Annotated in this window: 12 protein-coding genes; all 12 read left to right on the top strand. The window is 71.7% G+C overall.

The window, feature by feature from the left end:
- Positions 1–5: 5 nt before the first annotated feature.
- Positions 6–950, top strand: coding sequence for an enoyl-[acyl-carrier-protein] reductase FabK (gene fabK / locus IBX62_03960; protein MBE0476238.1), 945 nt, complete (start codon positions 6–8; stop codon positions 948–950).
- 10 nt (positions 951–960) lie between these two features.
- Positions 961–1,884, top strand: a complete 924-nt coding sequence (gene fabD, locus IBX62_03955; GenBank protein ID MBE0476237.1) for an ACP S-malonyltransferase — start codon at positions 961–963, stop codon at positions 1,882–1,884.
- Positions 1,881–2,669, top strand: a complete 789-nt coding sequence (gene fabG / locus IBX62_03950) for a 3-oxoacyl-[acyl-carrier-protein] reductase (protein ID MBE0476236.1) — start codon at positions 1,881–1,883, stop codon at positions 2,667–2,669. Before fabD ends, fabG begins: the two co-directional genes overlap by 4 nt.
- Positions 2,670–2,717: 48 nt before the next feature.
- Positions 2,718–2,957 (top strand): acyl carrier protein, encoded by a 240-nt coding sequence (acpP, locus tag IBX62_03945; GenBank protein MBE0476235.1) that lies wholly within the window; start codon positions 2,718–2,720, stop codon positions 2,955–2,957.
- Between the two features lie 76 nt (positions 2,958–3,033).
- The gene (locus tag IBX62_03940) at positions 3,034–4,011 is read left to right on the top strand and encodes a nitronate monooxygenase (GenBank protein MBE0476234.1); all 978 of its coding nucleotides are present in this window, start codon (positions 3,034–3,036) and stop codon (positions 4,009–4,011) included.
- A complete protein-coding gene (gene fabF, locus IBX62_03935; GenBank protein ID MBE0476233.1) occupies positions 4,012–5,238 on the top strand; it encodes a beta-ketoacyl-ACP synthase II in 1,227 nt (408 codons plus the stop codon). It abuts the gene before it with no gap.
- Between the two features lies 1 nt (position 5,239).
- On the top strand, positions 5,240–5,971 hold the full coding sequence (gene rnc, locus IBX62_03930) for a ribonuclease III (GenBank protein ID MBE0476232.1): 732 nt from the start codon (positions 5,240–5,242) through the stop codon (positions 5,969–5,971).
- Between the two features lie 90 nt (positions 5,972–6,061).
- Entirely contained in the window at positions 6,062–9,616 is a 3,555-nt protein-coding gene (gene smc / locus IBX62_03925) for a chromosome segregation protein SMC (GenBank protein MBE0476231.1), read from the top strand.
- Positions 9,597–10,517, top strand: a complete 921-nt coding sequence (gene ftsY / locus IBX62_03920) for a signal recognition particle-docking protein FtsY (GenBank protein MBE0476230.1) — start codon at positions 9,597–9,599, stop codon at positions 10,515–10,517. Before smc ends, ftsY begins: the two co-directional genes overlap by 20 nt.
- A complete protein-coding gene (gene lepB / locus IBX62_03915; protein ID MBE0476229.1) occupies positions 10,514–11,059 on the top strand; it encodes a signal peptidase I in 546 nt (181 codons plus the stop codon). The genes ftsY and lepB overlap by 4 nt, the downstream gene beginning before the upstream one ends.
- A 114-nt stretch (positions 11,060–11,173) precedes the next feature.
- Positions 11,174–12,565: a signal recognition particle protein gene (gene ffh, locus IBX62_03910; GenBank protein ID MBE0476228.1), complete on the top strand. Its 1,392-nt coding sequence runs from the start codon at positions 11,174–11,176 to the stop codon at positions 12,563–12,565.
- Between the two features lie 156 nt (positions 12,566–12,721).
- Positions 12,722–13,058, top strand: a 337-nt coding sequence (gene rpsP / locus IBX62_03905) for a 30S ribosomal protein S16 (protein ID MBE0476227.1), incomplete at its 3' end; no start/stop codon positions are given.

Raw genomic sequence — 13,058 nt, 5'->3', positions numbered from 1 at the left:
ACCGGATGGCCCTCACCACGCGGCTCACGAGGCTCCTCGGGATCGAGCACCCGATCATCCAGGGCGGGATGGCCTGGACGGCCACGGCCGAGCTGTCCGCCGCCGTGAGCGAAGCCGGGGGCCTGGGGATCATCGGCGCCGGCCATATGCCCACCGAGTTGCTGCGCGAGCAGCTGCGCACGGCGAAGGCGCTCACGTCCAAGCCCTTCGGGGTGAACCTCATGCTCCTGACGCCGCACATCGACGAGCTCGTCCGGCTGGTGCTGGACGAGCGCGTGCCCGTTGTGACCACCGGCGCCGGCAACCCCGGCCCCTACATGCCGGCCCTGAAGGAGGCGGGCATAAAGGTCCTGCCGATCGCGCCGTCCGTGGCACTCGCCAGGCGGCTCGAGCGGATGGGCGCGGACGCGATCATCGGCGAGGGCATGGAGGCCGGCGGGCACATCGGAGAGCTCACCACGATGGTCCTGACCCCGCAGCTCGCCGATGCCGTGGAGGTCCCCGTCGTCGCCGCCGGCGGCATCGCCGACGGGCGCGGCATCGCGGCGGCTTTCGCGCTGGGAGCGGAGGGCGTGCAGGTGGGCACGCGCTTCATGTGCGCAGCAGAGTGCACCATCCACGCGTCTGTGAAGGAGCGCGTGATCAAGGCGAAGGACCGCGACACGGTGGTCACCGGGTACTCGACGGGGCACCCGGTGCGCGTGATCAAGAACAGGCTCTCGCGCATGATCGAAGAGCTCGACCGCTCCAACAAGCCGGAGGAGATCGAGGAGCTGGGCACGGGCAAGCTCGCACTGTGCATGCGCGAGGGCGACCTGGAGATGGGCAGCATCATGGCGGGACAGTGCGCAGCGATGGTGGACCGCGTGCAGCCCGCCGCGGAGATCGTCCGCGAGATGCTGGCGGAAGCCGAGGTCGTGATGGGTCGCCTCGGCGGCTCTGCGCGCTGAGGGGGCGCGGATGCCTCCTCGCGACGTCGCCTTCGTCTTCCCCGGACAAGGCTCCCAGCGGCGGGGCATGCTCGACGCCCTTCCGCCCGTGGACGCTCTCGACAGGCTGCTCGACGCCGCGGAGGCACTCACGGGGCTGGAGCTGCGCGCCGTGGCGCTCCTCGGGAGCGAGGAGGACCTGGCGGACACGCGCGTGGCGCAGCCGCTGCTCTATCTCGCCGACTGGGCGTGGGGTGCCGCGCTCCTCGAGGCCAACGTGACCCCGGCGGCACTGGCCGGCCACAGCCTCGGGGAACTGGCCGCCCTCGCGCTCGCCGGTGTCTACTCCGTGGAGGCGGGGCTCCAGCTCGTGGCGGAGCGCTCGCGTCTCATGGCTGCCGCCGCAGCCGGGTCGGCCGGGGGGATGGCGGCCGTCCTCGGGATGGAGGCCGAGACGGTCGCGTACGCCGTCGCCGACATCCCCGGGGTCTGGGTCGCCAACGACAACGCTCCGGGGCAGGTCGTGCTCTCCGGCACGCACGAGGGCCTCGAGGCCGCCACGAAGGGGCTCACCGAGGCGGGAGCGCGCAAGGTCGTGCCCCTCAAGGTCGCCGGGGCGTTCCACTCGCCGCTCATGCAGCCCGCGGGTGACGCGTTCGCCGAGGTCCTGGCCGCCACTTCCTTCGCAGACGCGCTCTGGCCGGTCGTGCAGAACGCCGACCCTGTGCCGACACGCGACGGGACCGAGATACGAGCGCGTCTCGCCGAGCAGATCACCGCCCCCGTGCACTGGACGGACACGATGGCGGCTCTGCGGCGGGCCGGCGCGGCCGTGCTGGTCGAGGCGGGGCCCGGTGGGGTACTGAAGGGCCTCGCCCGACGCGTCGAGGGCCTGGAGGCCGTGTCCGTCGAGGACGGCGGTCTGGAGGCGGTCGTGGCCAAGGTGGGAGCATGAGCGAGGGGGCGAAGGCAGTGGGAGGATCCCTGGAGGGCAGGGTCGCGTTGGTGACGGGCGCCTCCGGCGGCATCGGCGCCGCCGTCGCGTCCGCGCTCGCCCGTGAGGGCGCGGCCGTGGCGCTGCACTACGGCTCCAATCGCGGCGCGGTCGAGGAGCTTGCCGCCGCGATCGGCCGCGAGACCGGAGGCAAGACCTCGGCGCGCCTCCATGCCCTGCAGGCCGACATCTCGGATCCCGCCCAGTGCGCAGAGCTGGTCGAGGGGACGGTCTCGACCTTCGGGCGCATCGACGTGCTCGTCAACAACGCGGGCGTCACGCGCGACGGGCTGCTCGTGCGCATGAGCGACGACGACTGGGACGTGGTGCTGGACACGAACCTCCGCGGCGCGTTCGCCTGCACCCGAGCGGCCGCGCGGCACATGATGAAGGCGCGTGCAGGAAGCATCGTCAACGTCTCGTCGGTCGTAGGCGTCGTCGGCAACGCCGGACAGGCGAACTACGCCGCCTCCAAGGCGGGTCTGATAGGGCTGACCAAGTCCGTCGCCCGGGAGCTCGCCCCCCGGGGCGTCCGCTGCAACGCCGTGGCTCCCGGCTTCATCGCGACGCCGATGACCGACTCGCTGCCCGACAAGGTCAAGGACGCGGCCCTGGCCGGAGTGGCCATGCGCCGCTTCGGCTCGCCGGACGAGGTGGCCGCCGCCGTCGCCTTCCTCGCCTCCGACGCGGCGGCCTACGTGACGGGGCAGGTCCTCGCTGTCGACGGGGGGATGACGTTCGCGTAGTATCGCTATCCGACCCTGGCGGGGCGGGAGAGGAGGTGTATGTGGCGCATGGATCGTGAGGAGATCATGGACAAGGTGCGAGACGTCGTCACCGAGCAGCTCAACGTGGAGGAGGACGACGTCACCGAGGACGCGGCCTTCATCGACGACCTCGGGGCGGACTCGCTCGACATCGTCGAGCTCGTCATGGCGCTCGAGGAGACCTTCGGCATCTCCATCCCCGACGAGGAGGCCGAGAACATCAAGACCGTCGGCGACGCGGTGGACTACATCCAGGCCAACGCGTAGCGCGCATGCCGGCTTGAAGGCCGGCCGGGTGCACGAGCCCGGCCGGCCGAACGACCCCGGGGAGGACGACGCCCGCGTGGAGATGCCATCCCTGACGATCGGAGAGCTCACCGCCCGCCTGCCGATAGTGCAGGGCGGCATGGCGGTACGCATCTCGATGGCGCCCCTGGCCTCCGCCGTCGCCGAGGCGGGCGGGATCGGGCTGATCGCCGGTTCCGGGCTGGAACCCGACGAGCTGGGCGCCGAGGTCCGCTCGGCGCGAGAGGCCAGCCAGGGCATCGTCGGCGTCAACGTCATGGTCGCGGTCCGCAAGTTCAAGGACCTCGTCCAGCGCGCCATCGCCGAGGGGGCGCAGCTCGTGGTCGCCGGTGCGGGGTTCTCCCGCGATGTGTTCGAATGGGGCCGCTCGGCGGGCGTACCCGTCGTCCCCATCGTCGGATCCGAACGGGTCGCGAAGCTGGCGCAGCGCTTCGGAGCTTCCGCGGTGGTCGTCGAGGGGGTGGAGGCGGGAGGCCACCTCGGCACCAGCGAGCCCCTGAGGGAACTCCTGCCCAGGATCGTCGAGGCCGTCCGGATCCCGGTGATCGGGGCGGGAGGCATCGTCACCGGCGCCGACATCAAGGAGACGCTCGACCTCGGCGCCGCGGGGGTGCAGATCGGGTCGCGGTTCGCCGCGACAGTGGAGTCCTCGGCGTCGGAGGCGTTCAAGCGCATGTACGTGGAGGCAGGCGAGGACGACATCGTCCTCGTGAAGAGTCCCGTGGGGCTTCCCGGCCGAGCGCTGCGCAACCCCTTCATCGAAGGTCTCGAACGGGACGAGTACCCGAGGATCGAGCGGTGCGTCGCCTGCCTCAAGGAGTGCGGCAAGGACTACTGCATCATCGACCGGCTGGTCCGCGCCCAGAAGGGCGACGTGACGACCGGGCTGGTCTTCGCCGGGTCCTCGGCGGCGCGCGTGCGCGACGTGCCGCCCGTCTCGGAGCTGATGGAGCGCCTCGTCTCCGAGTACGGCGAGGCGTGCGCCGCGGAGGCGACCGCGGGAGGGGAGGCGTAGGTGAGGCGCGTGGCCGTCACGGGCCTGGGGGCCGTCAGCCCCGTCGGCGTGGGCGTCGAGAGCATGTGGACGTCGCTGGTCGCCGGGCACTCCGGGATCCACCCGCTCACGCACTTCGACGTCTCCGAGTACACCACGCGCTTCGGCGGGTACATCGACGACTTCGACCCCTCCGAGGTGGTCGACCGCAAGGAACAGCGGCGCATGTCACGTTTCCAGCAGTTCGCCATGGTCGCCGCAGACGAAGCCATCCGCGACGCCGGGCTGGATACGCCCTTCGCCGAACCGGAACGGGTCGGCGTGATCGTCGGGTCCGGCATCGGCGGGCTCATGACGCTGGAGGAGCAGCACAGCGTCCTCATCGAGCGGGGTCCCTCCCGCGTCACCCCCATGCTCGTCCCGATGATGATCGTGGACCTCGCCGCGGGGCAGATCTCGATACGGTGGGGCGCCAAGGGCGTCAACTACGCCCCGGTCTCGGCCTGCTCCACGTCCAACCACGCGTTCGGCGAGGCTGCCGAGGCGATCCGTCGAGGAGCCGCGGACGTGGTGATCGCCGGCGGGTTCGACTCAGGGATCACGCCGCTCGGGCTCGCGGGCTTCTGCGCAGCGCGCGCTCTCTCCACGCGGAACGAGGACCCGGCCGGCGCCTCTCGTCCGTTCGACGCCGGCCGCGACGGCTTCGTGATGGGCGAGGGGGGCGGGGTGCTCGTACTGGAGGAGCTCGAGCATGCGCGCGCACGCGGCGCCAAGCTCCGGGCCGAGGTCCTCGGCTATGCGGCGACCGCGGACGCCTACCACATCACGGCACCGGCGCCGGACGGCGACGGTGCCGTGCGCTCCATGCGCGGCGCCCTGGAACAGGCCGGGCTGGCCCCCGGCGACATCGGCTACATCAACGCCCACGGAACGTCCACGGAACAGGGCGACGTCGGGGAGACCAACGCGATCAAGGCGGTCTTCGGCACCCACGCGCCACCCATCTCGTCCACCAAGTCGATGACGGGCCACCTGCTCGGAGGCGCCGGGGCGATCGAGGCGGTCGCTTCGGTCCTGGCGATCGAGCGCGGCGTCCTGCCCCCCACCATCAACCTCACCGACCCGGACCCCGCCTGCGACCTCGACTACGTCGCCAACACGGCACGCGGCACGCGCGTCTCGGCGGTCATGAGCAACTCCTTCGGTTTCGGCGGGCACAACGCCACGATCGTCCTCTCCCGGATGTGAGGTGAGCCGCGTGCCTGCCCGCGAACGTAGCGTCCGACCGGCCGAGGAGGTCGCGATCCGGCAGGCGGAGGCCGTCATCGGTCACGTCTTCGCCGACCCGGCGCTGCTGGCCACCGCGCTCACTCATCCGTCGCACGTCTCGGACCCCGTCGAAGCGATGGCCTTCCAGCGTCTCGAGTTCCTCGGCGACTCGGTGCTGGACCTCGTGGTGGTCGAGGAGCTGTTCCGTCGCTTCCCCGACGCGCCGGAGGGCGACCTCACGAAGCTGAAGGTGACGCTGGTCAGCGGCCCCACGCTCTCGCAGGTCATGCGCGAGACGGACCTGGGGGAGCTCGTCGTGCTCGGCGTCTCGGAGATGCGCACGGAGGGCCGCGGGATGACCTCGGCCCTGGCGGACTGCTTCGAGGCGGTCATCGCGGCGCTGTACCTGGATGCAGGGCTGGCCGCCGTGAAGGCGTTCGTGCTGCCCGCGCTGTCCTCGCGCGTGGAAGCGGGACCCGAGGGAGCCGGCGTCGAGCACCCCAAATCCGCGCTGCAGGAGCTCGCGCAGGCCACGCGTCGCGCTCCCGTCTACGAGACCCTCGCCGAAGAGGGCCCGCCGCACGAACGATGGTTCACCGTGCGGGTGCTGCTCGACGGCGAGGCGCTCGGGGAGGGCGGTGGGCGCTCGAAGAAGGAAGCCGAGATGAACGCCGCGGCGGCCGCTCTGGAGCGCCTGCGTGAGCGCGGGTGAGGTGGTAGAATCCTCCTCGCGCGGAGGCCGCTCGCCCGCAGGCACGCCGTGCGAGACCCGCAGACGGCATCGTCCCCGGGAGAGGTCCGCGTGCACCTGAAGTCCCTCACACTCAAGGGGTTCAAGTCCTTCGCGGACCGCAGCAAGCTCGCCCTGGAGCCCGGCGTGACGGTCGTCGTCGGTCCGAACGGTTCGGGCAAGTCGAACATCTCCGACGCGGTCCTGTGGGTGCTGGGCGAACAGTCCGCCAAGTCGCTGCGCGGCACCTCGATGGAGGACGTGATCTTCGCCGGCTCCTCGGCCAGGCAGGCGGTGGGCGTGGCCGAGGTCGACCTCGTGCTGGACAACGCGGACCACGCTCTCCCACTGGAGTTCGCCGAGGTCACGATCACCCGGCGCATGTTCCGCAACGGCGAGAGCGAGTACCTGCTCAACGGCACGCCGTCCCGCCTCATGGACATCCACGACCTCCTGCACGATTCCGGCCTCGGCCGCGACACCCACTCGATCATCAGCCAGGGACGCCTGGAGGAGGTGCTCAACTCGCGGCCCGAGGACCGCCGGACACTCATCGAAGAAGCCGCCGGCGTGCTGAAGCACAAGAAGCGCAAGGAACGCGCGCTCCGCAAGCTCTCCGCGACGGATGCGCACGTGATGCGGGCCAAGGACGTCCTGGTGGAGATAGAGCGGCAGTTGCGGCCGCTCGAGCGCCAGGCGTCGCGCGCGACCGAGCACGCCGAGCTCGCCGAGGAGCTCGGCGAGCTCGAGGTCGCCCTCGCCGTCGACGAGCTGCGCGCGCTGCAGGCGCGCTGGGACGGGGTCCTGAAGCGCGAGAGGGAGGCGGACGCGGCCGTCGAGCTCGCCCGCTACCGGCTCATCGAGAAGGAGCGCGAACTCGAGAAGTTCCAGTCGCTGCTGGAGGAGAAGGGGCTGTTCGTCGGCGACCTCTCCGAGCAGCGGCGGCGCCTGCAGTCGGTCCTGGAGCGCCTGAACTCCGGACTGCTGCTGCTCGAGGAGAAGGGCAAGCACCTCGTCGAGCGCCTCTCCGAACTGCGCCAGAAGCTCCACCATTCCCAGTCGCGCTCGACCGCCCGGTCCTCGGAGCTCGAACGCCTCACCGAGGAGCGGTCCGCGGCCGACGCGCGGCTCAAGGCGCTGTACACGGCGCTGTCCGAGGTGCGGCGCGAGGCCGAGGCCGTCAAGAAGGAGCGGCTCGCGGCTGAGGAGGCCCTCAACGCGGTCAACGGCGAGCTGCGCCGCACGCGCAAGGAGGTCGACGACGCACGAGCCGATCTCGCGAAGCTGGAGCAGGCCCTGTCCGCATACGGCCTCGAGGACCGGCTGCTCGTCGAGCGCGGCGAGGCGGTGCGCTCGCAGAGGTCCTCGACCGCGGCGGCGCTGTCGGGCCGTCGCGGCAAGCTCGAGCAGACCGAGGCGGCGCTGGCGCGAACCCGCAAGGAATCGGCTCTGGCGGCCTCGGACGTGGACAGGCGGGTGCGCGTGCTCGAAGCGCGCCGCCGCGACCTCGAGGAGCGCCGCGAGCGGCTGGCCGAGGTGCGTGCCGAGGTGCGTGCCCTCGAGGAGGTCGACCGCGCCTTCGCCACCGCTTCTCCCGCCATGGCCTGGGCGCTGTCGAAGCAGCGCGAGATACCCGGCTTCCTCGGGCCGCTGGCCGAGCTCATCAGCGCGGAGGAGCCGCACGAGCGGCTCGTCGAGCAGGCGCTCGGCCCCGACCTGTTCTGCCTCGTGGTGGAGGACCGGTCCTCGGCGGCCGAGCTGGCCGGGATGCTCAGGGCGAACGACGCCGGCGACGTCTCGATACTGCCGCTGGCCGGTCTCGTGCCCCTGTGTCCCGAAGGCGCCGGCGAGCCCCTCGCCGCCGCGGTCTCCTGCGATGCCCGGATGCGTCCCGCCGTGGAGGCGCTCCTCGGCGACGTCTTCGTCCTGCCCACCCTGGCCGACTCCCTCTCGGCCGCGCAGGAGCGGCCCGGACCGCGGTACGCCTCCGCCGACGGCGCACTGGTCTTCCCGTCGGGGAAGGTCGCCCTCGCGCCCGCCGGCGACAGCAGCACCGGGGTGCTCACGCGTAAGCGGCGCATCAACGAGCTCAGGGACGAGTCGGCCGCCGTCGAGGCGGCCGTGGGCGAGGCCGAGGCCGTGGCCGCCGCCGCCGAGGAGGCGCTCGACGCGGCGCAGCAGGACGCCCTCGAGCTCGGCCAGCGTCTCGCGGCCCTGACGGGCGAGCGCGACTCGCTCCGTGACGACGTCGGCCGCGTCGAGCAGGCCCTCACCGGCCTCGACGCAGAAGCCCGGTCGGTGGCGGACCGGCTCGCCGCCCTGCGCTCGCGCTCAGCGAAGGAGGCGCCGGGCAAGGCCGCCCTCGCCGAGAGGATCGCCTCGGCGGAGGCTCGCATCGAGGAGCTGGAGGAGCAGTCCGTCCGACGGCGCGACGAGCGCGACGGCCGCTTCAGGGAGGAGGCGGCCATCGCGACGAAGCTCTCGAGCTGCCAGGTCGACATCGCCACGGTCTCGGAGCGCGAGGTGCACCTGAAGCGCCAGGTGGCGACGATAACGGCCGAGCTCGCGGAGCTCGCCGCCACCGCAGGGCAGTCCCGCCGTACGGAGGAGGGGCTCGAACTGCTGCGGGAGCGCATCCAGCCCGTGCACGACCTCTACGCCGCGCTGCTGCAGCGGGCGGAGCACTGGGCGCTGAAGCTGCGCGACCGGGCCCGCTTCGAGCAGGCCGACTCCGAGTCGCTGCGCGAGACGATCCATTCGGCCCAGGAGGCGGTGAAGGCGGTCCAGGCCGAGATCGACGAGGCCTCGGGCGCGATGAACCGCGTACAGGTGGAGAAGGGCCAGCTCGAGGTGCAGGTGACGGCGGCGGTCGGCCGGATCGTGGACGGCCTCGGCGTTCCGCTGGAGCGGGCGCTGGCCGCCGAGCCGCTCGAGGACAGGGCGCTGACGCTGGATGCCGCACACCGGCTGCGGAAGCGCATCGCCAACCTCGGGCCGGTGAACGCCGTGGCGGTGGAGGAGTACGAGACCCTCAAGGGGCGGCGGGAGTTCATCGCCTCGCAGGTCGAGGACCTGGTCGCGAGCCGCCAGGCGCTCCAGCGCGTCGTCGGCGCCATCGACCGGAAGGTCCGAGACCTCTTCCTGGCGACCTTCGAGGAGGTCGACCGCAACTTCCAGGAGGTCTTCGCAGCGCTCTTCCCCGGCGGGCGCGCCTCCCTTCACCTCACCGAACCCGACGACCCCGAGACCACCGGCGTCGAGGTCGTCGCGCAGCCGGTGGGTAAGAAGCTCGCCAAGATGTCGCTGCTCTCCGGCGGCGAGAAGTCGCTCACCGCGCTGGCGCTGCTGTTCGCCGTCTACCGGACCCGCCCCTGCCCTTTCTACATCCTGGACGAGGTCGAGGCGGCGCTCGACGACACGAACCTGCGCCGCTTCATCGCGTTCGTGGACGGGATGCGCTCGATGACCCAGGTCGTCATCGTCACGCATCAGAGGCGGACGATGGAGATGGCCGACGTGCTCTACGGTGTCTCGATGCAAGCCGACGGCGTGAGCAAGGTCGTCAGCCAGAAACTCGACCGCACTCGTTCGGTGGAGGAATCGACGGATGAACCGGCCGTGGTTTAGGCGCGTTGCCGAGGGGCTGACGCGCACCCGCGACCAGCTCTCCGGTCAGTTCAACGTGCTCCTGCGACGCGGCCCCGACCTCGACGAGGAGTTCTGGAGCGACCTCGAGGACGTCCTCATCGGCGCCGACATGGGAGTGAGCGCCGTCGGCGAGATGGTCGACGAGCTGCGGGACCAGGCCGCGCGTCACGCGCTGCCCGACGCGGAGTCGGTCATCACCCACCTCGCCGGCGAGATCGCAGGCGAGCTGGACGTGCCGGGCCAGGACTTCCTCTCCGCCGGCGAGCCCGTGGTGGTGCTCGTCGTCGGCGTGAACGGCACCGGCAAGACGACGACCGTGGGCAAGCTCGCCCACCAGGCCGCGGGCGAGGGCAGAAGCGTCCTGGTCGGCTCGGCCGACACCTTCAGGGCAGCCGCGATCGAACAGCTCGACGTCTGGGCGGACCGCGCCGGGGTGCCGGTCGTGCGTGCCGGGCGCGGAGCCGACCCCGCGGCTGTCGCGTTCGACACCGTGTCGCGCGCCAACGCCGAGCGCCCGGACCTGACACTGGTCGACACCGCGGGCAGGCTGCACACCTCCGCCGACCTCATGGCCGAGCTCCAGAAGGTCCAGCGGGTCGCGGCCTCCAGGAGCGACCTGCCCGTGAGGACGCTGCTCGTGATGGATGCCACGACCGGGCAGAACGGTCTCGCCCAGGCGCGCCGCTTCCACGAGGCGCTCGGGGTCGACGGCATCGCGCTCACCAAGCTGGACGGGACCGCCAAGGGGGGCATCGCCGTGGCGATCGCGCGCGATCTCGCGCTCCCGATCCTGCGCGTCGGCGTAGGGGAGGGCCCGGACGACCTCCGGCCGTTCTCCGCGGTGGAGTTCGCCGCCGCCCTGACCGCGCCGCCGGCGTGACCCGCTACCGCTCGTTCCGTCTCGGCCCGGAGCCCGAGGGCAGCCGCAAGGCTTGGCTGCTCTTCCCGCTCCTCGGGCTCTTCGTCGCCACGGTCCTGCTGTTCTTCGTCGTGTTCCGGCCTGGCGCCGTGGAAGGCTCCTCCATGGAGCCGGCGCTGCACGCCCAGGAGCGCTTCCTCGGCACCCGCGACTACTCGGCCCCGAGCAGGGGCGACGTGGTCGTCTTCGACGTCAGGGACCCTGACGACCGGAGCGTACAGCTCGTGAAGCGCGTCGTCGCGATCCCCGGCGACACCGTCTACGCGGAAGGGGACGCGGTCTGGGTCAACGGCGAGCGCGACCCCACGCACGGGGTCGACTCCGGCGAGCGGGAGCCCGTCTTCGGACCCCTCACCCTGGACGGGGAGCACGTCTTCGTGGCGGGGGACAACCGTCCTCTCGCACTGGACAGCCGCCGGTTCGGCCCGGTGCCGCGCGCGTCGATCCGGAGCCGTGTCATCGCCGTCTTCTGGCCGCCGCACCGAGTGCGCCTCGTCCGGTGACGCCCGCGACTACGACGGCGCGTTGACGGCCTCGCCGGTCCGGGCATAGCCTGAAGGACCGCGCTCCCGGAGCGCTGCGGTGCCGCCGGGACCCGACACGACACGAGGGAGTCGATGTTCCAGAACCTGACCGACCGGCTGCAGACCGTCTTCTCGAAGCTGACGGGCAAGGGGCGCCTGAGCGAGGCCGACGTCGACGCGGCGATGCGCGAGGTGCGACTCGCACTGCTCGAGGCCGACGTCAACTTCAAAGTCGTGAAGGAGTTCGTCGCCCGCGTGCGGGAGCGCGCGGTGGGCGCCGAGGTCTCCAAGAGCCTCAGTCCGGGGCAGACCGTCGTACGCATAGTCCTGGAGGAGCTCACCGCGCTGATGGGCGGCACGGAGTCACGGCTCGTGCTTTCCGGCCGCCAGCCCAGCGTGGTCATGCTGGTCGGACTGCAGGGCTCGGGCAAGACGACGATGGCCGCCAAACTCGCCAGGCACCTGGCCGGCGAGGGCAAGCGGCCCATGCTCGTCGCCTGTGATGTCTACAGGCCGGCGGCGATCGAGCAGCTCGAGACCCTCGGAGCCGAGATCGGAGTCCCCGTCTACCGCGGAGAGGGCGACGATCCGGTGAGGATCGCGCGGGAGGGGGTCCGCGCAGCGGCCTCGTCGGCCCGCGACGTCGCGGTCGTGGACACCGCGGGGCGGTTGCACGTCGACGAGGACATGATGGCCGAGGCGGCCGCCATCCGCGACGCGCTACGGCCGGACCAGGTCCTCATGGTCGTGGACGCGATGACCGGACAGGACGCGGTGAATGCGGCACAGTCCTTCGCGCAGCGGGTGGACCTCGACGGGGTCGTGATGAGCAAGCTCGACGGCGACGCCCGCGGCGGCGCCGCCCTGTCGGTGAAGGCGGTCACCGGTAAGCCGGTCAAGTTCGCCAGCGTCGGCGAGCGGCTCGACGCGCTCGAGGTCTTCCATCCCGACAGGATGGCGAAACGCATCCTCGGGATGGGGGACGTCGTCTCCCTCATCGAGCGCGCGCAGGAGAGCATCGACGAGCACGCGGCCGCCGACACGGAGGCGCGCCTCCGTGCGGGCTCCTTCACGCTCGAGGACTTCCACGACCAGCTGCGCCAGGTCCGCAAGATGGGCTCCATGCGGGAGATCCTCGGCATGCTGCCGGGCGGGGCCAAGCTCCCGGACGCCCAGGTCGACGAGCGGGCGCTGGACCGGACGGCCGCGATCATCCAGTCGATGACCCCCGCCGAGCGCGCGAAGCCCGAGGTCATCAACGGCTCCCGCCGCGAGCGCATCGCTCGCGGCTCCGGCGTCACGGTCTTCGACGTCAACCAGCTGCTCAAGCAGTTCTCGCAGGCACGGAAGATGATGAAGCAGCTCGTGGCGATGCAGGGCGGGGGGAAGGGCAAGCGGAAGGGCAAGGGCAAGAAGGGGCGGTTCGGCATGCCGGGACCCTTCCCGGGTGGCGGTTTCCCGCCCGGCGGGTTCCCGGGGGTGTGACGTCGCACGAAGCCGGAGCCCTCGTGCGTTCCGCGACGGCGCTGCACACGCCACCGGGCGTCTTTGCCGTGCATCCGGCGTTGTCGTAACATAGGCAGTCGCGTTTCGCGAAACCAGCGGCGGCGACAGCCCGACCGCGCATACGGAGGTGGAGACTTGGCAGTCAAGATCCGACTGGCCCGCGCCGGCGCCAAGAACGCGCCGTTCTACCGCGTCGTGGCCGCCGATTCGCGCTCCCCGCGCGACGGCCGCTTCATCGAGATCCTCGGCAGGTACAACCCGCGTACCGAGCCGTCGACGATCGAGATCGACCTTCAGAGGGTGGATGCGTGGCTCGCGAAGGGCGCCACGCCCAGCGAGACCGTGGCGAAGCTGATCGAGATCTCGCGCCGCCCGGAGCCGGAGGCCGCCCCCGCGGCCGAGAAGAGGCCGTCGAAGAAGGCACGGGCCAAGGCCGAGGAAGCCGCACCCGAGGAGCCCGCCGCCGAGGAGC

It is taken from the genome of Coriobacteriia bacterium (assembly GCA_014859305.1).
Taxonomy (GTDB): Bacteria; Actinomycetota; Coriobacteriia; order Anaerosomatales; family Kmv31; genus Kmv31.
The sequence above is the reverse complement of the archived record's forward strand: the minus strand, read 5'-3'. Positions and strand labels throughout refer to the sequence as shown.